At 71.4% G+C, this 23064-nt stretch carries 21 protein-coding genes; 1 reads left to right on the top strand and 20 read right to left on the bottom strand.

Translation table 11 applies throughout. The annotated features are described in order from the left end of the window. Positions 1–161: 161 nt before the first annotated feature. From AB0367_RS34395 to AB0367_RS34330, 14 genes are all read right to left on the bottom strand, one after another. Positions 162–1133, bottom strand: a complete 972-nt coding sequence (locus tag AB0367_RS34395) for a hypothetical protein (RefSeq protein ID WP_366230673.1) — start codon at positions 1131–1133, stop codon at positions 162–164. Beyond that, a complete protein-coding gene (locus AB0367_RS34390) occupies positions 1130–1654 on the bottom strand; it encodes a sigma-70 family RNA polymerase sigma factor (RefSeq protein ID WP_366230672.1) in 525 nt (174 codons plus the stop codon). The genes AB0367_RS34395 and AB0367_RS34390 overlap by 4 nt, the downstream gene beginning before the upstream one ends. Before the next feature lie 130 nt (positions 1655–1784). Further along, positions 1785–3029 carry a hypothetical protein gene (locus AB0367_RS34385; protein WP_366230671.1) on the bottom strand — a complete coding sequence of 415 codons (1245 nt, stop codon included), beginning with the start codon at positions 3027–3029 and terminating at the stop codon, positions 1785–1787. Further along, complete coding sequence (locus AB0367_RS34380; RefSeq protein WP_366230670.1) at positions 3026–3541, bottom strand: SigE family RNA polymerase sigma factor; 516 nt, start codon at positions 3539–3541, stop codon at positions 3026–3028. The genes AB0367_RS34385 and AB0367_RS34380 overlap by 4 nt, the downstream gene beginning before the upstream one ends. Before the next feature lie 178 nt (positions 3542–3719). Then, positions 3720–4232 (bottom strand): flavin reductase family protein, encoded by a 513-nt coding sequence (locus AB0367_RS34375; RefSeq protein WP_366230669.1) that lies wholly within the window; start codon positions 4230–4232, stop codon positions 3720–3722. Positions 4233–4252: 20 nt separating this feature from the next. Further along, the gene (locus tag AB0367_RS34370) at positions 4253–5545 is read right to left on the bottom strand and encodes an NtaA/DmoA family FMN-dependent monooxygenase (protein WP_366230668.1); all 1293 of its coding nucleotides are present in this window, start codon (positions 5543–5545) and stop codon (positions 4253–4255) included. Positions 5546–5561: 16 nt separating this feature from the next. Beyond that, positions 5562–6476, bottom strand: a complete 915-nt coding sequence (locus AB0367_RS34365) for an LLM class flavin-dependent oxidoreductase (protein WP_366230667.1) — start codon at positions 6474–6476, stop codon at positions 5562–5564. Between the two features lie 32 nt (positions 6477–6508). Next, the gene (locus AB0367_RS34360) at positions 6509–7552 is read right to left on the bottom strand and encodes an LLM class flavin-dependent oxidoreductase (protein WP_366230666.1); all 1044 of its coding nucleotides are present in this window, start codon (positions 7550–7552) and stop codon (positions 6509–6511) included. Positions 7553–7575: 23 nt separating this feature from the next. Next, positions 7576–8826, bottom strand: coding sequence for an acyl-CoA dehydrogenase family protein (locus AB0367_RS34355; protein WP_366230665.1), 1251 nt, complete (start codon positions 8824–8826; stop codon positions 7576–7578). A gap of 2 nt (positions 8827–8828) precedes the next feature. Beyond that, on the bottom strand, positions 8829–10556 hold the full coding sequence (locus tag AB0367_RS34350) for an ABC transporter ATP-binding protein (protein WP_366230664.1): 1728 nt from the start codon (positions 10554–10556) through the stop codon (positions 8829–8831). Between the two features lie 9 nt (positions 10557–10565). Next, positions 10566–11438 carry an ABC transporter permease gene (locus tag AB0367_RS34345; protein ID WP_366230663.1) on the bottom strand — a complete coding sequence of 291 codons (873 nt, stop codon included), beginning with the start codon at positions 11436–11438 and terminating at the stop codon, positions 10566–10568. After that, complete coding sequence (locus tag AB0367_RS34340) at positions 11435–12391, bottom strand: ABC transporter permease (RefSeq protein ID WP_366230662.1); 957 nt, start codon at positions 12389–12391, stop codon at positions 11435–11437. Before AB0367_RS34340 ends, AB0367_RS34345 begins: the two co-directional genes overlap by 4 nt. A 2-nt stretch (positions 12392–12393) precedes the next feature. Further along, positions 12394–14013, bottom strand: coding sequence for an ABC transporter substrate-binding protein (locus AB0367_RS34335; protein ID WP_366230661.1), 1620 nt, complete (start codon positions 14011–14013; stop codon positions 12394–12396). A gap of 243 nt (positions 14014–14256) precedes the next feature. Further along, on the bottom strand, positions 14257–15363 hold the full coding sequence (locus AB0367_RS34330) for a helix-turn-helix transcriptional regulator (protein WP_366230660.1): 1107 nt from the start codon (positions 15361–15363) through the stop codon (positions 14257–14259). Between the two features lie 57 nt (positions 15364–15420). Between AB0367_RS34330 and AB0367_RS34325 the strand changes: the two genes are divergently transcribed. Next, positions 15421–15966 carry an OsmC family protein gene (locus AB0367_RS34325; RefSeq protein ID WP_366230659.1) on the top strand — a complete coding sequence of 182 codons (546 nt, stop codon included), beginning with the start codon at positions 15421–15423 and terminating at the stop codon, positions 15964–15966. On the opposite strand, the gene AB0367_RS34320 is transcribed toward AB0367_RS34325, so the two are convergent. The 6 genes from AB0367_RS34320 to AB0367_RS34295 are packed head-to-tail and all read right to left on the bottom strand — an operon-like array spanning position 15944 to position 23019. Next, the gene (locus tag AB0367_RS34320) at positions 15944–17251 is read right to left on the bottom strand and encodes an NtaA/DmoA family FMN-dependent monooxygenase (protein ID WP_366230658.1); all 1308 of its coding nucleotides are present in this window, start codon (positions 17249–17251) and stop codon (positions 15944–15946) included. The two genes, AB0367_RS34325 and AB0367_RS34320, sit on opposite strands and share 23 nt — an antisense overlap. Further along, positions 17248–18645 (bottom strand): LLM class flavin-dependent oxidoreductase, encoded by a 1398-nt coding sequence (locus tag AB0367_RS34315; RefSeq protein ID WP_366230657.1) that lies wholly within the window; start codon positions 18643–18645, stop codon positions 17248–17250. Before AB0367_RS34315 ends, AB0367_RS34320 begins: the two co-directional genes overlap by 4 nt. Before the next feature lie 8 nt (positions 18646–18653). After that, the gene (locus AB0367_RS34310; protein WP_366230656.1) at positions 18654–19853 is read right to left on the bottom strand and encodes a GNAT family N-acetyltransferase; all 1200 of its coding nucleotides are present in this window, start codon (positions 19851–19853) and stop codon (positions 18654–18656) included. Between the two features lie 26 nt (positions 19854–19879). Then, positions 19880–21082 (bottom strand): acyl-CoA dehydrogenase family protein, encoded by a 1203-nt coding sequence (locus AB0367_RS34305; RefSeq protein WP_366230655.1) that lies wholly within the window; start codon positions 21080–21082, stop codon positions 19880–19882. After that, positions 21079–22212, bottom strand: coding sequence for an LLM class flavin-dependent oxidoreductase (locus AB0367_RS34300; protein ID WP_366230654.1), 1134 nt, complete (start codon positions 22210–22212; stop codon positions 21079–21081). The genes AB0367_RS34305 and AB0367_RS34300 overlap by 4 nt, the downstream gene beginning before the upstream one ends. 3 nt (positions 22213–22215) lie before the next feature. Next, on the bottom strand, positions 22216–23019 hold the full coding sequence (locus AB0367_RS34295) for an alpha/beta fold hydrolase (protein ID WP_366230653.1): 804 nt from the start codon (positions 23017–23019) through the stop codon (positions 22216–22218). Positions 23020–23064 lie beyond the last annotated feature (45 nt).

The following is a 23064-nucleotide window of genomic DNA, read 5'->3' as shown; positions in this document are numbered from 1 at the left end:
CTGTTGCAGCCCGGCACCGCCGCTTCAGTCACTGCGCCATGCCGCTGATACCGCTCGTCGCTGTCACATCAGTCAATCGGGGCGGCTTCGGGTGGTGCGGTGGCAGTGCGCTGCTGCCGGCCGGCTCGGTGTGTAGGTTTCCGAGCCGACCGGCCGCTCGTTCAGCCGGGTTGGTCGGTGTAGCCGCGGTCGACGTAGACGGTGGTCCAACGGCCGGGTTCAGTGCCGGCAGCCATCAGCTCGCCGGTGCGTGCGTCGAACAGCAGTACCTGGGAGCCGTCGTCGCCGAGGCTCGGGTGTTGCCCCTGGCCGATCGGCGCGGTCACCAGCAACCCGGCACCCGCCTCGGTCTGCGTCTGGCCGGCGCAGGTGACGCCGTCAGTGGCGGCGAGGAAACGCAGCACCGCGGCCCGGTGCGCCCTGTCGAGGACCCGCGCCGCGTTGAGGTCCGCTACGCCGACGAGCGCGGCCGAAGGCCCGTTCCCGCGCGGCTGGTACAGCTGCTCGGCCATCGCCGCAGGCTCCGCCGCAGGCAGCGGCCGAGGCGTGTGTTCGTCGGCCGCGAAGGTGCGATCCTCGTGCGCGGGGCCAAGCCCGTCGGGATGCGCCGCGAAAAACGTCCGCGACGCCTCGTCCGGGTACCGCACCGGCCCCCGGTCGGCGACCCGCCGCCCCGAACCGTCGGCAGCGCTCCACAGCCGCACCTCGAGCTCCCAGCTCGCCGTAGCGAACGTGGTCTTGCCGGGAACCTCGCTGGTGAAGCCGCCCATGCTGCGGGTGTGCAGGTACTCGTACCGGCCCGCCACGCCGTCGTAGGGTGCCGGCGCAATCTGGTCGGCGAGTACAGCCAGGCAGCTCGCGGCGGACGAACCCTGGACCGCCGGCGCTCCCGGCATCGGCCCGGGAACGGGGCGACGACCGGACAGTGCGATCGTGACAGCGCCAACAACGACGGCGACCGCGACCGCCGCGGCGAGCAGGGCGCGCCGGGTCGGGCGGCGGGGTGGGACCTCCTCGTAGGCGGTGATGTCGGTGGCGGCGCGACCCAGGACCGCTTCGGCGTCGCCGGGACCGACGACGACACCTCGGGCCGGGTCGGCGTGCTCCAGCAGCACACGGATCTGCTTGTTCATCGTGATCCTCCAATCCGGACGGGTGCGGGTGCGGGCTGTTCGCGCAGCAGGTCGGTGAGCCGCCGGCGGGCGCGATGCAGCCGGACCTTCGCGGTCGCGGCGCCGCAGCCGAGGACCAGTGCAGCCTCGCTCACGGACAGCTGCTCCCAGCCGACGAGCCGCAGGATCTCCTGGTCGTCATCGGACAGCCGGGCCAGCGCGGCGCGCACGTCGACCAGCCGTGTGACGCCGTCGTGCCGGTCGGCCGAGGGCACCTCCCGAAGCTCGAGCGCCGGCGGCGTGGCCCGTTCGGCGCGCCAGTGGTTGGCCAGCAGGCGCCGCCCGACGCCGTACAGCCACGGCAGCGTCCGTGCCGGCACCTCCCACCGCCGCCGCCAAGCGACCAGGAAGACCTCCTGAGCGAGTTCCTCCGCCGCCGCAGTGCCGCCGAGCCTTCGCAAGCCGTAGCGCACGACGTCCGGGTAGTGCCGGCCGTAGATGCCGCGGAACCAGTCAGCGTCGCGATCGTTGACGACGTCCATGTCCTACTCTGTGTGCGCTGGCGACGAAAGGTTACCGGCGCAGATGTGCGTGGACCAGTTGGTCAGCCCGAGGGCCGGACGCAGCTCGACGCCCCTCGTCCGGGCGGCATGGAGGCGGTGGCTCATCGACTCACCGCGGCTCGGCTTCGTACTCCACCATGACGTACACCCGGGATAGGTCGCTTATCTCCGTTGCCGGGACCAGGTCGTGGCCGGTGGCGCCGACGCGGCCGATCGTCAGCGTGCCCAGCCGGTCGGAGTGCTGGGCCGGGTCGACGGTCACGATCCGGTTCGTGGCGACCACGTGCGCGTCGGCGGGCACTTGGTCCAGCCGGGCGTTGCCGCCGGTGCCGACCAGTCGCAGCGGCCGGTACGTGATGTCGGTCAGCGCGTCGATGCTGAACGAGGCGGCGGTCACCAGTTCCACGTCAGCCTCTTCGCCGCGCGCCGTGGTGATTCGGCCGAGCAGGCCGTCCGGCGTCGCGACGAGCCGGCCCGGGAGGAGGGCGCGCGGCGAGCCCTGGATTCGGGCGTGGTCGGGTGATCGGGTGAGGACCGTGGCCGGCACGGCGACCGCGTCGCCGATGGCGCCGCCGTCGGCCGGGCCGCGGAAGACCACGGTGCCGGCATGCCTCGCGATGACGGTGGTGTTGATCGGCGTCGCGCCGGGCGGTAGCGACACGAGCAGCCGCCGGCCCAGGTCCGGGCCGCCGCCCTCGACCAGTTCCTGGTCCACGGCCGTCGAGTGGTAGCCGAAGCCGGTCACCCCTGGCGCGCCAAGCGCGAACAGCCAGGCGGAGGGGCGGGAGTCGAGCGGCTCGATGCCCGTCGCGGTGCCCAATCGTCCGCTCACCATGCTCACCACTCGGGTGGCGACCGGGTTGGGCGCCGGCCGGTCGGCACGCAGGCGCAGCGCGTCGCGGTCCTCGGCGCTGCCGGTCAGGATGGCCAGCCGGGGCTCGCCCTGCGCGTCGCGGCCTTCGAGCACCACGACGGGGCCGAGGAGGACCGGATCGCGGTCGACGAGCAGGGCATGTATGTCGGTGTGCGGGCCCGAGGCGCGGGTGGAGTCCCAGACCTGTACCGCCTCGGCCAGCAGGCCGGTGCCCGTGGCGTTGCCGGTGACCGGCCAGCCGAGGAACGGCCCGTCGGGGGCGGTGACGGGCATCGGCGCCGGTCGAACCACCAGCGCCACGCTGACGGTCACGACCGCGACCACGACCACGACGGCGACCGCGGCCAGGCTGCCGGCCCGACGCCAACGGCGGAGCCGCCGGGTACGGTGGCGGATCTCCTCGTGCGGCACCGGCAACGGACCGAGCTCATCGGCCAGATCATGCAGCCGCTGCTGCAGCAACTCGATGCTGTCGGTCACCGGTCCACCTCCGCGGGCTGCGCATGGCTTTTCTCGGCGGGCAGGTCGCGGCGCAGCCGCTGCAGCCCGCGTGAGGTCAGGCTTTTGACGGTGCCGACCGAGCAGCCGAGCACGGCGGCGGTTTGCTGCTCGGACAAGTCCTCGTAAAACCGCAGCACGACGGCCGCGCGCTGCCGGGGCGGCAGTTCGGCGAGGGCCCGTCGTAGGAAGTCTCGGTCGTCCGTCGTCGAGGCGGCATCGGCCAGGCCACGGTCGGGGACTGCTTGGACCGGGATTTCCTGCCGCCAGTGGCGTCTCCGGCTGCTGCGAAACACGTTGACGAGGATCTTGCGCACATACGCATCCGGTCCCGCGTCGAGCCGGTGCCAGGCCAGCGCGGCGCGGGCGAGCGCGGTCTGGACAAGGTCCTCAGCCTCGTGCCGGTCGCCGCACAACAGATACGCGGTACGCGTAAGCCGCTGATAGGCGACCAGCACGAAGTCCCGGAAGTCGCGCTCGCTGTCGCGATCCACCCGTGCCCCCGATCGACTGCCGAAACGTAGTCGGTCTCCATACCCGCCACGGACAGCAGAAGGTTGCCACGTCTCTCACGCACGATCACACGGCTGCGGCGTTCGGTTCTCGAGAATGAACGCGGTCATGGGATGTCATGCACGGTGCCGGCCGGGAGGGGGCCGTGCGGCCCTCGGGTCACCGTTCGCTGCGGAAACCGAAGCCGCTGCGGTGGAAGACCAGGGGCAACGAGTGGTCGGCGTGCTGCACCGCGTGCAGCCGGAGCAGCACGATCGTGTGGTCGCCCGCCTCGACCTCGCGGTAGATCGTGGTGTCGAACTGCGCGAGCCCGTCGGGCAGCGTCACCGCGCCGTGCTCGCTCAGCGCGACCTCCACGTCGTTGAAGCGGGACTCGGGCGGGCCGGCGAGCTGGCGGGCGAGGCCGCCGTGCCGGTCGGCCAGGATCGTCACGCCCAGGTGCGCCGCGCGCCGCAGGTCGGGCCATGTCTTGGACGCGTTGGCGACCGAGAACGACACGAGTGGCGGGTCAAGGCTGACCGATGTGAAGGAGCTGGCCGCGAGGCCGACGAGGGCATCGTCGACCTGGGCGGCGACCGCGACGACGCCGCTGGGGAAGATGCCGAACGCCTGGCGCAGGCGCACCGGGTCGAGATCCTGGTTGGTGGGGAACGGCTGGGAAAGCTGGGTCATGTCGATCACCTCTCAGGTGTTCAGCCAAGGTGGGGTGTGGGCGAGGCCGCCTGGAAATGCGCGCGAAGGGTGCTGGTCTCGTACTCGTGCCGGTAGAGGCCGCGCTTGCGCAGGATCGGCACGAGCTCGTCGGCGATCACGTCGAGGCCGTCGATCAGCGCATCGGGCTGGAGGTTGAAGCCGTCGATCGCGCCCGAGTGGAACCAGTCCTCGATGTGGTCGGCGAGCTGCTCGGGCGTGCCGACGAAGCCGGCGTGGCCGGAGCCGGTGTAGCGGGTCTGCTTCAGGTACTCACGCACGGTCGGGTTCGTGCGCCGGATCTGGGTGACGATCGACTCGCGGAACCCCATGCTCCCCTGGAAGGTCTGCGTGTCCGCGGGCGCGGCCAAGACCTCCTCGGGGAACGGCTCGTCGAGCTCGAGCTTCGAGGCATCGAACCCGATCGATTGAGAGGGCCACTGGATCGAGTAGGAGGCCGGGCCGGCGTCGTGCAGCTCGTCGCTGCGCCGCTTAGCCTCCTCCTCGGTGCTGCCGAGGCTAAGCAGCAGACCGGGAAGGATCTTCACGTCGTCGGGCGAGCGGCCGTTGTCGCTGGCGAGGCGCTTGACGAGTCGGTAGTGCTCGATCGCCTTCTGCTTGGTCAGCTCGGCCGCGAACACGCCTTCGGCGACCCGGCCGGCCAGGGCCCGACCCTTGGGCGATCCGCCCGCCTGCAGCAGCACTGGGCGGCCCTGCGCGGACGGCGGCACGCGGAGCCGGCCGTCGATGTCGAAGAAGTCGCCGTGGTGGTGGACGTCGTGGCCGGTCGCGGCCGAGTCCCACAGCGCCGTGACGACGTCGACGAACTCGGCGGCCCGTTCGTACCGGTCGTCGCGCAGCGGCACGTCCGCCAGGCCGAAGTTGCGGGCGGCCTGCGCGCCGCGGGTGGTGACGATGTTCCAGCCCGCGCGGCCGCCCGACAGGGTGTCCCACGAGAGCAGCCGTTCGGCGAGCTCGAAGGGGTCGTTGAAGGTCGTCGACGCCGTGGACACCAGGCCGACGCGCTCCGTCGCGGCGGCGACGTAGCCCCAGTTCACGGTGGGTTCGAGCCGGATCGGGTTGGCGTCGTACGCGGGATCGCCGAGCACCGGTCCGTCGGCAAGGAAGATCGCGTCGAGTGTTCCCCGCTCGGCCGTGCGGCCGATGCCCGCCCAGTAGTCCGGGTCGACGAAGGAGTCCTTCTTCAGCAGCGGCGACTGCCACGCAGCCGGCAGATAGCCGAGGACGAGCACGTTGATGCCGAGGATGACGTGTCCCGTACGGCGATCGGTCATAGTCTCTTCTCCGGGGTTACAGGGAGGGCTGGGGTTCGGGCGCGGGGAACGCGGCGCGAGCGCCGGCCGGGCGCGCTGGGGCCGCCAGACCGAGGGCCGCGCGCAGCGGTCCGCCCGGCGTCACCGGCGTGAAGCCGTCGGCGAGCAACCGCTCGGCCTCGGTCAGCACCTCGTCCAGGCTCTGGTCGGCGGTCGGTCGCAGCAGAACACCGTCGCCGTCGCCGTCCGCCGGCCGCAGGCCCAGGGGCGCGACGCGGACGGACCCGCCGGCGCCGATGACCAGGTCGACCGGCGCCGAGTCGGCGACGACGTCGTCCGGCGTGGTCGCGTACCAGGCGATGGGCGAGGGGCCGGTGGCGGGCTCCGGAGCGTTCAGCGGGCCGGCGATGTGGAAGGCGCCGTCGTGATCGATGTGGACGATCTGATCGGACTGCACCAGGATGCCGGCTTCGCGGTCGCCGATGATGGAGTCGTACGGCCAGCTCTGCTCCAGCGCCCGGACGGCGCGAGCCGTGTCGAGCGCCGTCGCCGCGGTGAGCGGTGCGCCGACGCCCAGCCCGGCGCCGCCCCAGGCGCCGGTGTCGTCCGGGCCGGGTGCGGCGTATGCGTCCGCCACCCCGAAGAGGACGCCGCTGCGCCCCCGGGAGAGGTGCCCGAGCGATGCCACCCGGCGTGCCAGGTTGTAGGGGTGGTCGCGCTGCGGGCTGGCGGCGATGAGGAAGCGCGCCCGGCTCGTGCGGCCGGCGAGGATCGCGCCGACGGCGCTGCCGTCCAGCGTCGAGGGCGCCGGGCCGCGCCCGTCGATCCGGTCGATCCCCAGGACGGTGAACGCTACCGGCAGCGCGTCCCATCGGGCGAGCAGGTCGGCGCTGCCGGCCAGCTCGATGAGGTGCGGACCGGCGAGGCCTAGTGCGAGGTACGGGGCGGGCATCGGTTGTCCCTTCGCTGGTGGGGCGGCACGGGTCATCGCAGCGCTCCGGCCGGCTGCCAGCCGATCGCCGGCCCGATCCGCGTGGCCAGGACGTCCAGCCGGGCTCGGGCGTTGGCCGCGTCAAAGTCGTCGCGGTAGGAGAAGTTGGCGACGAAGTCGGTGGCACCGGCCGCGATCGCCGGGTCGGAGCCGACCCGCTCGGCGATGTCGTCGGCGGAGCCGTAGAACGGCACGAGGTCGAGGTACTCACGCACGCTCAGGCCGCGCAGCCGCGGGTTGCCGCTCAACGCCGCCCGGTCCGCCAGCGCCTGCAGCCGCGGCCCGAGCACCGGCTCCACCTCGCGCAGTACCGTCTGCTTGTCGCGTCCGGCGTACACGAACCGGAAGACTGCGACCCGTGGCACGTCGTCCGGGTGGGCTCGCTCGTGCGCCTCCAGGTAGGCCGCGACCTTCGGCGCCTGACCGGTGTCCGCCGGGTCGAAGAAGGCGCCCTGCTGAAGCCCGTCGCCGGCCAGGCCGGCGGCGACCGCCTGCTCGATGCTGGTCGCGGCCTGCCACAGGTGTCGTCGCACCCGTGTGCCGTCCGGATACAGCCGCGGCGCGTCGGCGCCGGGCACCAGCGGCCGGCCTTCGAGCGCCGCGTGCAGCGCCGTGACCTTCCAGTCGAACAGGGCGTGTCGCTGGTCGGCCGACTGTCCGAATGCCGCGAACCCCTCGAGGTTGGCGCCGCCGGTGCCCAGCCCGAGGTGCAGCCGGCCGCCGGTGAGCGCGTCGACGACCGCCGCGTCCTCGGCGAGCCGCAGCGGGTCCTCCAGCGGCAGGGTGGTGATACCGGTGCCGAGTGTGATGCGCGAGGTCCGGGTGGCCGCCGCGACCAGGAACGGCAGCGGCGACGCGAACGGGCCGTCGGTGTTGTCGAAGTGGTGCTGGCCCACCCAAACGCTGTCGATGCCGAGCTGTTCGGCGTACGCGATGGTGTCGATGACCTCGTCGTAGACCCGCGCGACGTCGTCGATGACGCGCGAGGTCGTGCGGAAGTTGAGCGCGAAGCCGAGGCGAAGCGGCCGGTGTGCCATGTGTGCTGCTCCTGCGATCCGGGTCAGTTGCCCTGGCCGCCGCGGTGGGTGAAGGTCAGGTCGGGCACCGGGTCGGCGCCGTTGACGATCCAGTCGCCGAGGATGCGCGCCTTGTAGACCCGCGGGTTGTGGGAGGCGAGGGTGCGGGCGTTGCGCCAGTGCCGGTCGAGCAGCAGCGTCTCCGAGACGCCGGACGCGCCGAGGGCGTCGAAGACGGTCGTCGTGGCCTGCAGCGCGGCGTCGATGATGGCCAGCTGCGCGTGCACCGTGGCCACCTCGGCCTCGAGGACCCGCTGCTTGCGGAGCACTTCGTCGCCGCTCGCGTGGGCCGCCGCGACCAGGTCGATGGCGTGCCCCGCCGCCCGCAGCGCCGCTCCGGCCGCGAAGGCGTACACGGAGACCTGGCCGATGACCTGCAGCAGCTGAGCGTCGCGGGTCGGGTCGGGGTCGAGCGCCTGGGGGTAGTTGCGGCCGCGGGCCTTCAGCGCGCTGGTCCCGTCGCGCAGCGCCGCCCGGGTGATGCCGGTCAGCACGGCCAGCACCGCAGTCTGGTAGAAGTGCCCCTGGTAGACGAAGCGCTCCCCGGCCGGGAAGACGTCGCCCTCGGCCGCGGGAACGTCGGTGTACGTGGCGCTCCCGCTGGCGGTGGTCCGCTGGCCGAAGCCGTTCCAGTCGTCGACCAGTCGCACCCCGGGGTCGTCGCGGCGCACGAGGGCGGTGAGCACGGTGTCGCCGTCGCCCTTGCCGAGCACGTCGAGCCAGTCGGCGTAGAGGCTGCCGGTGGCGTAGAACTTGGCGCCGCTGACCAGCCACCCGTCGCCGTTGCCGCGCACCGTCGTCTTGAGGTTGGCGAACGTGCCGTTGTTGGCCTCGGTCCACCCGCCGCCGACGAACTCACCGGCGAGGAAGCGCTGGATCCACCGGTCGTTGGTCTGCGAGGGCGCCGCGTTGAGCCGGTCCTCGACGAAGGCGAGGTGGTTGCGCCAGATGTGCGAGACGTTGGCGTCGGCCTCGGCGAGGTCCGCGAGCAAGGCGAAGGTCTGCTCCAGTGAGGCGCCGAAACCGCCGAGCTCGACCGGAATGCGGACCCGGCCGAATCCGGCGTCCTTGAGCCACTGCACCTGGTCGTGGGGGAAGATCCGGTCCTTCTCCCGGGCGACGGTGCCCTCGGCGATCCGGTCGAAGATCGGCTGGAAGCGCTCGGAGAGCTCGGCGGCGGTAGCGGTGGCGGGACGCAGGTAGGTCAGCCCGGCCGGGGCGTCAGTCGTGGTCATGATCAGTCCTTGATGGTGGAGGGAGCGAGGAGGTCTTCGCGGCGGCGAGCCCGGACGGGCAGGACCGCGTCGAGCAGGGCGCGGGTGGCCGGCTGCCGGTCGGCGGAGAACAGCTCACCGGCGGGGAACGTCTCGACGAGCGAGCCCTGGCGCATGACGCCGATGCGATCGCAGACGAAGTCGATGATCGCCAGGTTGTGGCCGATGAACAGGTAGGTCAGGTCGAGCTCGTCCTTGAGGTCGAGCAGGAGGTTGATGATGGCCGCCTGGGTGGAGACGTCCAGCGCCGAGGTCGGCTCGTCGAGGATCAGCAGGTCGGGTTCCAGAGCGATGGCGCGGGCGATGCCCACCCGCTGCCGCTGCCCACCGGAGAACTCGCGCGGATACCGGTCCGCGTAGCCGGCGTTCAGGCCGACGAGCTCCAGTGCCCGATGGGTCAGCTCGGTGGCCTCCCGGCGGCCGGTCGCCTTGCCCAGCCGCAGCAGCGGCCGCGCGATCTGGTCGCCGACCCTGATCCGCGGGTTCAGCGCGGTGGCGGCGTCCTGGAAGACGTACTGGAACCGGCGCCGCAGGTCCCGCAGGCCCTGTTTGCCGGCCGTGCCGACGTCGGCGCCGTCGAAGGTGACCGAGCCCGCGGTGAGCGGCAGCAGCGCGCCGGACAGCCGCGCCAGCGTGGACTTGCCGGAGCCGGATTCGCCGATGAGTCCGAAGATCTCGCCGCGGCGCACGCTGAGCGAGACCTCGCTGACCGCGCGGACGGTCGTGCGGTGCCGTCCGGTGCCGAGCCCGCCGATCGAGAACTCCTTGGTGACCTCGTGCAGCTCCAGGATCGGGCGGTCGGCCGGCGGCCGGGGGGCTTCGCCGCGTTCGCTGAGGCGTACGCGGGCCGTGGCCGCCGGTGCGCCGAGCAGCCGCCGCTGGTGGCCGTCCTGGAGGTGGCGCTGCCCGATCTCGGGCACCGAGTCGATCAGGGTGCGGGTGTACGCATGCGACGGCGCGCCGAGGACCTGCCCGGTCTGCCCGATCTCGACGATCGTCCCCTCGCTCATCACCGCGACGCGGGTGCTGGTGTGCGAGACGACGCCGAAGTCGTGGGTGATCAGCAGTACCGCGGTGCCGGCCTCGCCGGCGAGGCCGAGGAGCAGGTCCAGGATCTGCTTCTGGACCGTGGCGTCGAGCGCGGTGGTCGGCTCGTCCGCGATGAGCAGCTTCGGGCCCGACAGCCCGGCGAGGGCGATCATGACCCGCTGCCGCATGCCGCCGCTGAGCTCGTGCGGATAGGACCGCAGCACTCGGTCCGGGTCGCCGATCCCGACCCGGTCGAGCCAGGTCCGGCTCACCTCGAGTGCCTCGTTGCGGGACACCCGCAGGTGCAGGCGGGCGGTGTCACCCAGCTGGCTGCCGATCGTGAACGACGGGTCGAGCGAGGTCACCGGGTCCTGGAAGATCATTCCGATGCCGGCACCGCGGAAGACGTTGAGCTGCCGCTCCCCCAGGCCCACCAGTTCGGTGCCCTGGAAGCGGACGCTGCCCGCGGTCACCCGGGCGTTTCGCGGCAGCAGGCCGAGAATGCCGGCCGCGGTGACGCTCTTGCCGGATCCGGACTCGCCGACCAGGGCCAGTACCTCTCCGGGAGCGACCTCGAGGTCGACGCCGCGAACGGCGTGCACGACCGCCCCGGGTAGCTGGAAGTCGATGTGCAGGCCATCGACGGTGAGCACGGCTGTCATCGGATCACCTCACGGGTTGAGGACGTCGCGCAGGCCGTCGCCGAGCCAGTTGAAGGCCAGGGCGACCAGCAGGATGGCGAGGGCGGGGAACGTGGCGACGCCGGGGTTGCCGGTCACCAGGACCTTGGCGCCCTCGGAGATCATCCGGCCCCAGTCCGGGCTGGGCGGCTGGATGCCGAGGCCCAGCGCGCTCAGGCTCGCGGTGAAGACGATGTTGACGCCGACGAGGCTGGTCCCGTAGATCACGACCGAGGAGAGGAGGTTGGGCAGGACCTCGGTGCGCAGGATGGCCGCCTCGGAGGCGCCCAGCGAGCGCGCCGCCTCCACGTAGTCCTTCTCCCGCTCGATCCTCGCCTCCGCGAACACGATGCGGGTCACGTACGGCACGGCGCCGAAGACCACCGTGCCGATCAGGACCCACGGTCCGGGGTGGATGACCGCGGCGAGCGAGAGCGCGACCAGGATCACCGGGAAGGCGAACATCAGGTCGATGATCCGCATCAGCACCCCGGAGGTACGCCGGCCGGCGAACGCCCCGTACAGTCCCAGCACCGTCCCGATCAGCAGCGCCACCGCGACCGACACGATCGAGACGACCAGCGCGCCCCGGCCGCCGTGGAGCAGCCGGCTGAGCACGTCACGGCCCTGGTCGTCGGTGCCCAGCAGGTGGCCGGCCGAGCCGACGGGGGCCAGCACGTTCTCTGGATCGCCGGCGTTCGGGTCGTACGTGGCCAGCCACGGCGCCAGCACGGAGATGCCGATCACGACGATCAGGACGACCAGCCCGAGCATCGCCTCGCGGTTGCGGACGAAGCGGGCGGCGGCGGAGCGCCTCAGTCGTGGCGGCGCTGCGGCGCGGACCTCGGTTGTTGTCGTGGTCATGCGCCACCGTGCCTGAGCCGCGGGTTAAGCAGGTCGAGCAGCACGTCGGTGATCAGGTTGACGACCACGAACGTGACGGCGACCAGCAGGATGCCGGACTGGATCACCGGGTAGTCACTGCCCGCGATCGCGTTGAGCAGCACGCTGCCGAGACCGGGCCAGGAGAAGATCGTCTCGACGAACACCACGCCGGTGATGACCGAGCCGATGGTGAGCCCGGTCGTGTTGACGATGGGCGGCAGGATGTTGCGGCCGATGTGCTTGCCCAGGATCGCCGCACGCCCGAAACCCTGCGACCGGTAGGTGCGGATGTAGTCCGATCCCGCGCTCTCGATGACCGCCGCCCGGACGAACCGGGCGATGATCAGCATCGACACCAGGGAGGCCGCGAAGGCGGGGGCGATCAGGTGCAGCAGCAGATCGCCGAAGCCGCCGTCGCCACGCAGGTCGTGCATGCCGCCCGGGGGCAGCCAGTTCCACTGGACCGCGGTCAGCCAGATGACGATCAGGCCGAACCAGTAGATCGGCAGGTTGCTGCCGATCTGGACCAGCAGCATCGCCGCCCGGTCGATGAGCCGGCCGTGCCGGATCCCCGAGACGAACCCGATCAGCACCCCGAGGGCGACGGCGACCACGGTCGTCGCCGCCCCGAGGATGAGCGTGTTCAGGAAGGCCGGGAACACGATGCCCGACACGGGGCTGCGCACGCTCAGCGAGATGCCGCCGCCATGGGCGAACATGTCCCGCAGCCAGAGCAGGTACTGCTTCCAGGCGGGCTGGTCGAGCCCGTACGCCTGGCGGATCTGCTCGATCTGCTCGGGCGACATCTTCTCGCTCAGCACGTTCTTGACGGGGTCCGCCGGACCGGCCTTGGAGATGAAGAACACCAGCAGGCTGATCACGAACAGCAGCGGTACCAGGTTCGCCAGCCGCCACAGGATCCGGCGCGCCATTGTTAGTTCGCCACCCAGATCTGCGACAGGTCGTAGTGGTCCTGCTGCGGCCAGACGAACCCGCCGACGCGCGGCGCGACCGCGTAGTACCGGTTGAAGGAGATCAGCGGGAAGATCGTGGCGTCCTTGGCCCAGGTCTGCGCCGCCGCCTGCCACAGCTCCTTCGACTTGGCCGGGTCAGAGTTGTTTGCGGCCGCTTCGATCGCGCTGACCGTCGCCGCGCTGGTGTCGGAGTACTTGTCCCCGCCGCGGTTGACCACGCTGTAGTTGTGCGAGATCTTGACCCAGTTGGGGGCGATGTAGCCCCACTCGCCGAGGTTGATGCCGTCGGCCGGCTTGAGGTTGGCCGCGCGGGTCCCGTAGGTGATCCACTCGAACGACTCCACCGAGGCCTCGATGCCGACCGCCTTGAGCTGCTGCTGGATGAACTCCGCCGTGGGCTGTCCGGTGGTGTCGGTCAGGATCGTGAACTTCACCTCGCCGGGCTGGTAGCCGGCGTCGGCGAGCAGCTTCTTGGCCGCCTCGGGGTCGAACTGGTAGTCGACCGCGGATGCGTCGTACGCCTCGTTGCCCTGGTTGATGATCGAGGTCGCCGGCTCCGCGTAGCCCTTGTAGATCTTCTCGGCCAGGGTCTTGCGGTCCACGGCGTGGATGATCGCCTGCCGCACCCGCTTGTCCTGCAGATACTGGTTCGCGAAGTTGAAGTTGTAGTAGATGATCTGCGGAACGTTCTTGTTCTCCGGCACCGCGAAGCCGGCCTTCTCCAGCGTCGCGACCGAGTCCGGTGGGACGCGGCTGATCAGGTCGACGGCGCCACTACGCAGCGCGGCGACGCGGCTCTGGTCGTCACCGATCGGCTTGAAGATCACCTTGTCCAGGTGCGGCCGGGCGCCCCAGTAGTCGGGGTTGCGCACCAGCGTGGTGTGGTCGCCGCGCACCCGCTCCTGGAACTTGAACGGCCCCGTGCCGACCGGGTGGTCGGCGAGCCCGTCCTGGCCGTACTTCTGCAGGGCGGCCGGGCTGAAGATGCCCGACGCCGCGTTGCCACTGTTGGGGATCTGCCGCAGGTAGTCCAGGAAGGGGTGCTTGAAGACGTACTCCACGGTGTAGTCGTCGATCACCTTGAACGACGCGAGATCCGCGTAGACCAGCCCCATCGTCGCGGCGCTGACCTTGTCGTAGTACTGGAAGGTGGGGTCGGTGAAGCGGCGCACGTTGAACTGCACGGCCTGCGCGTCGAACGGCGTCCCGTCGGTGAACTTGACGCCCTGGCGCAGCTTGAAGGTGTAGGTGGTGGCGTCGGGGCTGACCGTCCACGAGGTGGCCAGTCCGGGCACGATCTTCGGGACGCCGGTCGGCGAGGACAGATCCTCGGTGACGAGGGTCTCGTAGATGTTGCGGTCGATGCGCCAGGTCTCCCACGAGTACTGGCGGTTGGGGTCGAACTGCGTGACCTCCTGGTACTGGCCGACGATGAGCGTGCCGCCGTCGCGGGGCTTCGAGTCCGCGGCCGCCGAGCCTGCCGAGCCGGAGCCGGAGCCGGAACCGCAGCCGGCCAGCAGCAGGGCGGCGCCGGCGGTCACAGCGGTCCAGGCGAGCAGTGAGCGCTGGAATATGGCCATGGCTGGTCGATCCTTTCGTGGTGCATGGGCACACGCGTCGTCGCTTCTCTGCGTTACGGGCGCCTGGGGGTGGCCACGCAGGCCAGGGAGATCAAGCCGCGAGATCGGCGTTGTCCGAGGTCGCATTACCTGTTATGCATACCGGAGAAGTAGGAATACCAACCGAGGATGGCACGCCGCTCAAACTTAAGTCAACCTCTTGAGATCTCGGTCATTCCGAGAGCAACTAAAGTAGAACTGAAGTCAGTCGTGCTCCTGCCAGAACACGATCGCCTCGTCGTCGCCCAGGTTGCGGCAGCTGCTCACGCCCGCCTGATGCACGGTCAGCGCATCGCCCTGCCGGAGGATGGGCCGCGCCGCCGGCAGCACCACCTGGACCAGCCCGACGGCGACGAGCAGCACCTGCGCCTTGTCGGCCCGGAACGCCGGCGCGGCGGCACCACGCGGCGGGATCCGCACGACGGTCGTGCGCAGGCCCAGCGACTCGCTGTCGATGAGGTAGGGCGTGCCGCCCACCCGCCCGTCGGCCCGGGCCAGCTCGTACGAGGGCGGCCGGCCACGCAGCAGGTGGTCCACCGACATGCCCAGCTTGTCGGAGAGCTCGAGCACCGTCTCCAGCGACAGCGCGTGCTGGCCGCGCTCGGCCTGCGAGATCGCACTGGCCGACACCCCGACCAGCTCGGCGAGGTGGGCCTGGGTCCAGCCGCGCTGGTGGCGGATCGAGCGCAGGCCGCGGCCCAGCAGCGACGCCGCGCTGGTGGCCTCGACCGTCAGGCCCTCCTCCCCCAGCCGGTAGGGCAGCATGGCACCGCGGACCTGGGAGCGCCGGCCGTCCGCCCGCTCGATGCGCAGATGACCGGCCCGCGCCTCGATCACGCACTGGGCCAGCGTCTGCACCCCCGAGGTCTGGTCCGATGCGGCATCGAACCAGTGCGTCACCACGCCGTGCTGGAGCGCGAAGTGGCCAAGCTGCGCCGTCGCCCGCGCCGCCGCTCGATCGTCCCGGGCGAGGGCGCGCAGATTGATCGCCAGCACGACGCCCGGCCCGCCGGGACGGTCCGTCGCGGATTTCAGGTCCGTGACGAGATCGTGCAGGCCCATGCCGGCCGGGTAATGCTCGAAGCCGTCCGGCGCCCTCCACCGGGGCGGCTGCGTGTCGACGACGATGCGCCGGGTGAACGACGGCACCCGGGCGATGCATCTGAGCACGCCCTCGGCGAACCGGGCCATGCCGTCGTCGTCGCCGTCGAGTGCCCAGAAGACGTTCTCGCCCCAGAAAAGCCCCTGCAAGAGCTGGTCGAGCTGCGGGATGCCGAACAGGGCGACCCGCCCGCCGTCCTCGCCGCCCACGCCACCCGCAGCCTTCTGTTCGCAATCGGCTAACAGTTGCACACTAACGTTGCTGTCATGACAGCACGCCAGCCGGCCCTGGGACGCGACGTCAACGGCATCCGCGCGGAGAACCGCGCGCTGATCATGGAGCAGCTCAGCGACGCCCGGCGGGTGCGGGAGTTCAGCGGGCCGTGGGACATCGAGGCGAGCTGGCTGACCGGGTTCCAGAGCAAGGCGACCGTCCGCGGGCACGAGATCGCGTTCGACCAGCCCGGGGACGTCGCCGCCGACGACACCGCGCCGACCCCGCACGAGTACCTGCTCGCCTCCATCGCCGGCTGCCTCATCGCCGGCGTCGTCATGCACGCCACGGTGCAGAACGTCCGGCTCACCTCGCTGGTGGTGCACGTGTCCGGCACGTTCGACAACGTCCTGCGGTGGGCGGGCATCGAGTCCGCCGGCAATCCGGGCTATCGCGGCATCGAGCTGCGCGCCACCATGTCCGGTGAGGCGGACGACGACACGCTGCGCGACATCTGGGACCGCGCGCTGGCCGGCTCGCCGGTGGCGCAGACCATCAACCGCGAGACCCCGGTCATCACGATCGTCGAGCTGTCCTGACCGCTTGCACCCCAAGGTGGTCGCGGAGCGTGTCGCCGTGGTACTCGTGCCGGAACAGGCCACGGGCGCGCAGGATCGGCACGACGTGGTCCACGAACGCCTCCAGCTGCCCCGGCAGCCCCGACGGCGCGAGGATGAAGCCGTCGGCGGCCCGGCCGGCGTACCAGCGCTCGATCTCGTCGGCGATCCGCTCGGGCGAACCGACGACGCGGGCGCCGAAGGCCGTGACCGTGCGGAACAGGAACTCGCGCACGGTCGGGTTGCCCTCGGTGGCCAGCGCCCGATAACCGGCGAGCGCGGTCTGGTGGGTCTGCGTCGACGCGGCGAAGGCCGACAGCGGCACCGGACCGTCCAGGTCGGCGCCGGTCAGGTCGATGTCGACCTCCTGAAGCCAGCCGATCTGGTACTCGGGGATGAAGTGCTCGAAGAGCGTGCGCTCCAGGGCTGCCGCCTCCTGCTCGGTGGAGCCGACGATGAAGCCCAGCGACGGGGTCACCAGCGGCGGCGTCTCCCGCCCGGCCGAGCTCGCCTCGCGGTGGATCTGTTCGACGAAGGTGCGCCCGCGATCGAAGTCGCCCTGCCCGGTGAAGATGACCTCCGCATTGCGTGCGGCGAACGCGCGTCCGGCGCTCGACGACCCGGCCTGGAAGATCACCGGCTGGCCCTGCCGGGAGGGCGCGGCGCCGAGCGGACCCTTGACGGCGAAGAACTCTCCCTTGTGCGCGGGCACGCGGATCTTCCGGTGGTCGTTGTAGACCCCGGCCGCGCGGTCCTCCACCACAGTGTCCGGGCCCCACGACTCCCAGAGCTTCTGGACGACCTCGAGGGTCTCGGCCGCGACCCGGTAGCGCTCGTCGTGGTCGATCACCCCCGCGTCCCCGAAGTTGGCCGCCGCCGCCTCGGCGAAGCTGGTCACCACGTTCCAGCCGGCTCGGCCGCCGCTGAGGTGGTCCAGCGAGATCAGTTGACGCGCCAGGTGGTACGGCGCCTGAAACGTCGCCGAGCCGGTGACGACCAGGCCCAGCCGCTCGGTCTCCCGCGACAGCGCCGCCGTGGTGGTGAACGGCTCAAAGTCCTCGGTCGCCTTGTGCGGCCACGCGGCCTCAGGCCCGTAGTTCAGGGCGTCGGCGAAGAAGATGGCGTCGAAGGTGCCGCGCTCGGCGGTCCTGGCCGTCTCGATCACCGACTCGAGAACGGCGGCGGGTCCGTTGACGACGCCCGGGTAGCGCCACGAACTGCCGAACCTTGGGTTGCCGAGCACCAGAAGGTGCAGCTGACGGGTCATCGGGAATCTCCTGAAGCACTGTTCACGGGCAGCCGGCGGTAGCCCGCGCCCGGGTGGTCGTGGGGAAGCCGCGGACCGCCGGCGAAGATCGCCTCGCGGATCGTGCGGGCGTCGGTCTGGTCACGAGCCCGGCCGCGGCGGCGCAGCTCGGGGATCAGGTGCTCGGCCAGGTCGTCGAAGCTGCCGGGCGTGGTGAGGTAGACGAAGTTGAAGCCGTCCACGCCGGTCTTCGCAGCGTACGCCTCCAGCTCGTCCGCGACGGTCGTGGCGCTGCCCACCAGGACCTCGCCGCCGAAGCCGCTGAGCCCGTCGACGTAGTCGCGCAGGGTGAGCCGCTGCCGCACGGTGGGATCGTTGACGGCGGCCAGCACGGAACGGCTGGCGTCGGTCTCGAACTGCTCGATCGGCCGGTCGAGGTCGTGTTCGGACCAGTCGACGCCGCTGAGCGCGGAGAGCAGCACCAGGCCGCCACGGGTGTCGCGGAAGCGGCGCAGGTCGTTCGCCTTGGCCTGCGCCGCCTGGTCGGTGCTGTCGACGACGACGGTCACCGAGGTGATGAACTTGATGTGCTCGGGCCGGCGCCCGAAACCGGCCGCCTGGGCGCGGATGTCGGCGATGTTGCGCCGGAGCACCTCGGGCCGGGGGTCGGCGACGAAGACCAGCTCGGCGTTGCGGGCGGCGAAGACCCGGCCCGCCGTCGAGGTCCCGGCCTGGAGCAGCAACGGGGTGCGCTGCGGTGACGGCTCGACGAGGTGGGCGCCGGGGACCGAGAAGTACTTGCCGGCGTGGCCGATCTCGTGCACCTTGTCCGGGTCGGTGAAGATACCCCGCTCCCGGTCGCGCAGCACCGCGCCGTCCTCCCACGAGCCTTCCCACAGCTTGTAGGTGACCTCGAGGAACTCCTGCGCGATCGCGTACCGCTCGTCGTGGCTGATCTGCCGGTCGCGGGCGATGATGTTGCGTGCCGCGCTGTCCAGCAGCGACGTGACGATGTTCCAGCCGATCCGGCCGCCGGTCAGGTGGTCCAGCGTGCTGAACTTGCGGGCCAGCAGGTACGGGTGCTCGTACGTCGTCGAGACGGTGACCCCGAAGCCGAGCCGCTCGGTGGCGGCTGCCATCGCCGAAACGGCCAGCAGCGGGTCGGTCACCGGCGTCTGGACGCCGTGCGCCAGCGCCGCGCGGGCGTTGCCGCCGTAGACGTCCAGCTGCCCGACGGCATCGGCGATGAACAGCAGGTCGAAGCCGCCGGCGTCGAGCCGCCGCGCCAGGTCGACCCAGTACGGCAGCGTGGTGTAGCCGGCGGTCCGGTCGTCCGGATGACGCCAGAGGCCGGTGTTGCCGTGCGACACCGTGGACATGGTGAACGCCGACAGGATCAACGGATCATGGTTCATGGCTGGTCCTAGAAGATGGTGCCGGCGAACGGCAGCGAGTCGACCGCGAACAGCGCGTCGATGCGGCGTACCGCCTCCGGCGAGTGGACGGTGACCCGCCCGGCCGAGGCCAGGTGGCGCCACCCCGTGCCACCGAGGTAGGCGGCGGCCAGGGCGGCCACATCGACGGTGAGGTCGGGTGGGGCACTCGTGCGCGACACGGACTTCGCGCCGATCTCGTAGCCGCCGTCGTTGGCGGGCAGCAGCGCGTCGCGCACCTCAAGCACGACGGTGTCCTCGCCCTCATACCCACGGGCACGCAACGCCGACTCGACGTCGATCAGCCGCAGCCACGTCTCGTCGTGCGCCGGACCCAGGGCGACCGATCGGCGGTCGACGACCGCGAGCGGCAGCACGTCGTCCAGCGCCAGCGCGTCGAATGCCACGACGTCCACGAGGTCGAGCGAGAGCAGGTGGCGCCACAGGCCGGCCCGGGCGTTGTCGTTCAGCGCCACGAAGTCGGTGACCGTCACGGTCTTCTCGGGGCTGGTGAACCAGGCGCCGGTGTTCTCCGGTCGGTAGATCGCGTATCCGTCGTCGGCGCCGTCCGTGCTGTGCACAGCCACGTAGTGAATCACCGAGTCGGCGTCGCGCTGGATCTGCTGGAGCCGCCACCAGCCCTCGGGCCGGTGGATGGCGCCGGTCCAGGCGGCCCGCGTGTAGATGCCGTCGAGCAGCTGCGTGGTGACCGACCGGTCGGCCAGCCGGATCGAGCCACCGGCCGGGACCTCCGCGCGCAGCGCCGCCCGCTGCAGACTCACCCGGGCGGACTGGGCCGACGAGGCGACGCCGTAGCCGAAGCGCTCGTAGATGCCGGCCTCCGACGCGCGCAGCGAGGCGAGCACCTCCCCGCGGGCCGCCGCGTCACGCAGCTGCCGGGCGATGAGGTCGCTGACGATGCCCCGGCGCCGGTGGGTGGGCAGAACCCCGACGTGGGTGACGGCCGCGTGCGAAACTCGCGCGCCGCCGGGGACGACCAGCCAGCTGGTGTACGAGTCGGCGCTGCCGACGACGACGTCACCGTCCAGCGCGCCGAGGTAGCGGCCGGGCTCGGTCAGCTCGGTGGCGTCGAGGTCGCGCAACGGCAGGCCGACCATGGCGCGCAGAAAGACCCGGAAGCCGGCGTTGACCTCCTCCGGCGTGGTCAGCGACCGGATGTCGATGCTCATGACTATCGCCTCTCGGACGGCGCGGATCAGGGGAAGCGGCGGACGGCGGTCCGGCCGACGATGTCGAGGACGAGGTCGGTGTTCGGCGGGTGCAGGCTCCCGGTGCGCACGTCGCGGTAGAGCCGCTCGAGCTCGTTGGTCCGGCTCACCGACGACGCGCCCACGACCTGGACGGCGATGTCCACCACCTGGCGGGCGGTCGTGACGGCGAACTCCTTGACGGCGAACAGCCGCGGGGTCCACCATTCGCCGTGATCGACGCCGGCGTCGAGGTCGGCGGTGGCCCGCTCCAGCAGCGACCACGCGGCGTCCAGCAGGATCTCGCCCTGGGCCAGCTGCCGCTGCACGGCCGGCTTGTCGGCGTGCGTCTTGCCCGGCAGGGCCAGCGACTTGCGCTCCTGTGCCGTCAGCTCGGCGAGGTCCAGGGCCCGGCGGGCGATCCCGAAGTACACGTTGGCGACCAGCGGCAGGTACCACTGGAAGATCCCGGCGACGTACGGCGGGTAGGCCTGCCCGATCTCATGCACCCCGACGACCTGGTCGGCCGGGACGCGGACGCCGTCGAGCAGCGTGTCGTCGCTGGCGGTGGCCCGGACGCCGAGCGCGTCCCAGGTCTTCTCGGTCGAGACGCCGGCCGCGTCGCGATCGAGGAACAGGTGCACGATGCGCGGGTGCTCGGGATCGGAGTCGTCGCGGGCGTGGATGCCGAGCTTGTCCCACACCGGGGAGAGCGAGGTGAACGTCTTGCGGCCGGTCACCACGTAGGACCCGTCAGGCTGCGGGACCGCCGCGGTGACGGAGTCGTCGAGGCCCAGGTCGTTGCCCCGCTCGCCGTGCCCGGCGGCCAGCACCTGGCCGTCCGCGACGGCGCGCAGCAGCCAGCCCAGGTCCTCGACCCCCGTGCCGGTCAGCGCCGTGGCCGGACCGGTCCAGTAGAGGTGCATGTTGACCGCGAGCGCGGTCGCCGGCGCCCAGTAGGCGAGCCGCCGCTGCTCGCGCGACACGGCGGTGAGGCTGAGCCCGCCGCCACCGAGCTCGGCCGGGACCGCCGCCCGCAGATACCCCCGCGCGCGCAGGTCCTCGAAGTCCTCGGCGAAGAACCGGTTCTCCCGGTCGTAGCCCGCCGCGCGGTCGTGGAAGCGCTGGTAGTCCTCGTCGCTGAAGTACGCCGAGGGCTCGGCCTTCTCGAACAACGGCGAGGTAGAGCTCGCGATCGTGGCCTTGGTCATGCTCGTGCTCCATTCTGGTTGGGGTGGGGGGCGACCAGGCCGCGGCTGCGAAGCTCGGCGGCGGCGCCCTCAGCGAAGTAGTAGGCCTCCTCCAGATGCGGTTGCCCGGAGAGGATGAAGTGGTCGATGCCGAGGTCGTGGTATTCGGCGATCCGATCGGCGACCTCCTCGTGGCTGCCGACGATCGCCGTGCCGGCCCCGCCGCGGACCAGGCCGTAGCCGGCCCAGACATTGGGGTAGATCTCGAGGTTGCGCCGGTCGCCGCCGTGCAGCGCGAGCATCCGCCGCTGTCCGACGGACTCGCTGGCCGCCAGGGTCCGCTGGGTCTGCTCGATGCGGGAGCTGTCGATGCGCTCCAGCAGCCGGTCCGCCTCGGCCCATGCCTGCGCCGAGGTGTCGCGGCTGAGCACGTGGAAGCGGATGCCGAACGACAGGGTCCGCCCGGCCTCCTCGGCGAGCTTGCGCATGCGGGCGAGCCGTTCCGCGATCTGCGGGGGTGTCTCACCCCAGGCGAGATAGGTGTCGACCGTCCGCGCCGCGACCGTTTCCGCCGCCGGGCTGGCACCGCCGAAGAAGATCGCCGGCGGCGCGAACGGCGCGAAAGGGATCGAGGCCTGCTCGATGTCGAAGTGCGTGCCGTGGAAGTCGAACGGCTCGGCGGCGGCGCTCACGCCGCGCAGGACGGTGAGGAACTCCTCGGTCCGGGCATACCGCTGGTCATGATCCAGATGGTCGCCGAAGCGGCGCTGCTCCGCGGAGTCGCCGCCGGTGACGACGTTGAGCAGCAGCCGCCCGCCCGAGATCCGCTGGAAGGTCGCCGCCTGGTGGGCGGCCAGGGTCGGTGAGATGAGGCCGGGGCGGAACGCGACCAGGAACTTCAGCCGGGTGGTGACGCCGGCCAGCGCCGCCGTGGTGATCCAGGCGTCCTCGCACCACGTGCCCGTCGGGGTGAGGACCGCTTCGAAGCCGAGCTGTTCGGCGGCTCGCGCGATGCCGCCGAGGTATTCGATCGACGGTGGCCGGAATCCGGACCGCACGGCGGACAGCGTCTTCTGCGAGCCGTCACCGGAGCCGACGATGTCGCGGTTGTCGCCGTTGGTGGGCAGGTACCAGTGCAGGTGGATCGGCACGGCTCAGGCACCCGCCACGGCCGGGCGCGCGGCGGCGACATCGAGGACGAAGTCGCGTACCGCGTCGATCGCCCGCACGTGGTCGACGTCGTTGAGCACGTTGTGCAGGCCGTCGGGGATCTCCACCAGGCGGGCGTTCGCGAGCGTGCCGTGCCAGTGCCGCGCGTCCTCGATCGAGGCCAGCGCGTCCCTGGTGCCGTTGACGAACAGCACGGGCAGCGTCACGTTGACGAAGGTCGTGGCGAGCTCCTCCGCCGCGACGGCGAGGGCCGCCGCGGTGACCTCCGGCTCGGGAAGCACCAGCTGGACCAGGGGATCCTTGGTGAGCTCCTCAAGATAGTGCGGGTCGGCGGCCAGCACCGACGTGTCGAACGCGAAGCTCTCCCCCGGCGCCGGGCCGTCGAGCGCCGTACGCCCGCGAAGGCTGGCCCCGGTGAATACCGCGCCCGCGAAGGGCGCCGGATCGCCGGTGATGACGGCGGCCGTGACCCAGCCGCCCAGCGAGTGACCGCCGATCACGAGCGGCAGCCCGGGCCGGCGCTCGCGGACGATGTCGACCAGGGCGGACGCGTCCCGCGCGAGCGCGTCGAGCGATCGGACCACCCCGCGCTCCCCCTCGGAGATGCCGTGGCCTCGGTGGTCGATGGCGTGGACGTCGATGCCGGCGGCGTTGAGACGCGAGGCGAGCCGGCTGAACTGACCGGAGTGTTCGCCACCGCCGTGCAGGAAGACGAACGCGGCGACCGGCTGGTCCACCTCCCATGCGCGGTAGTAGAGGCGTGTGTCGGAGCTGGTGAAGAACGGCATGTCGTGGTCCTCGAACTCGGTGGATCCGTGGATCGGTTGCAGTGC

The sequence above is a fragment of the Dactylosporangium sp. NPDC051484 genome, assembly GCF_040689395.1.
GTDB lineage: Bacteria > Actinomycetota > Actinomycetes > Mycobacteriales > Micromonosporaceae > Dactylosporangium.
This window is presented reverse-complemented; position numbering and strand designations above follow the sequence as displayed.

Coding starts and splice junctions, on each gene's coding strand:
- AB0367_RS34375 (WP_366230669.1), bottom strand. CDS start 4,232: ATGACCCAGCTTTCCCAGCCGTTCCCCACCAACCAGGATCTCGACCCG.
- AB0367_RS34325 (WP_366230659.1), top strand. CDS start 15,421: ATGACAGCACGCCAGCCGGCCCTGGGACGCGACGTCAACGGCATCCGC.
- AB0367_RS34365 (WP_366230667.1), bottom strand. CDS start 6,476: ATGCCCGCCCCGTACCTCGCACTAGGCCTCGCCGGTCCGCACCTCATC.
- AB0367_RS34340 (WP_366230662.1), bottom strand. CDS start 12,391: ATGGCGCGCCGGATCCTGTGGCGGCTGGCGAACCTGGTACCGCTGCTG.
- AB0367_RS34350 (WP_366230664.1), bottom strand. CDS start 10,556: ATGACAGCCGTGCTCACCGTCGATGGCCTGCACATCGACTTCCAGCTA.
- AB0367_RS34345 (WP_366230663.1), bottom strand. CDS start 11,438: ATGACCACGACAACAACCGAGGTCCGCGCCGCAGCGCCGCCACGACTG.
- AB0367_RS34305 (WP_366230655.1), bottom strand. CDS start 21,082: ATGACCAAGGCCACGATCGCGAGCTCTACCTCGCCGTTGTTCGAGAAG.
- AB0367_RS34355 (WP_366230665.1), bottom strand. CDS start 8,826: ATGACCACGACTGACGCCCCGGCCGGGCTGACCTACCTGCGTCCCGCC.
- AB0367_RS34295 (WP_366230653.1), bottom strand. CDS start 23,019: ATGCCGTTCTTCACCAGCTCCGACACACGCCTCTACTACCGCGCATGG.
- AB0367_RS34390 (WP_366230672.1), bottom strand. CDS start 1,654: ATGGACGTCGTCAACGATCGCGACGCTGACTGGTTCCGCGGCATCTAC.
- AB0367_RS34310 (WP_366230656.1), bottom strand. CDS start 19,853: ATGAGCATCGACATCCGGTCGCTGACCACGCCGGAGGAGGTCAACGCC.
- AB0367_RS34335 (WP_366230661.1), bottom strand. CDS start 14,013: ATGGCCATATTCCAGCGCTCACTGCTCGCCTGGACCGCTGTGACCGCC.
- AB0367_RS34315 (WP_366230657.1), bottom strand. CDS start 18,645: ATGAACCATGATCCGTTGATCCTGTCGGCGTTCACCATGTCCACGGTG.
- AB0367_RS34360 (WP_366230666.1), bottom strand. CDS start 7,552: ATGGCACACCGGCCGCTTCGCCTCGGCTTCGCGCTCAACTTCCGCACG.
- AB0367_RS34320 (WP_366230658.1), bottom strand. CDS start 17,251: ATGACCCGTCAGCTGCACCTTCTGGTGCTCGGCAACCCAAGGTTCGGC.
- AB0367_RS34370 (WP_366230668.1), bottom strand. CDS start 5,545: ATGACCGATCGCCGTACGGGACACGTCATCCTCGGCATCAACGTGCTC.
- AB0367_RS34395 (WP_366230673.1), bottom strand. CDS start 1,133: ATGAACAAGCAGATCCGTGTGCTGCTGGAGCACGCCGACCCGGCCCGA.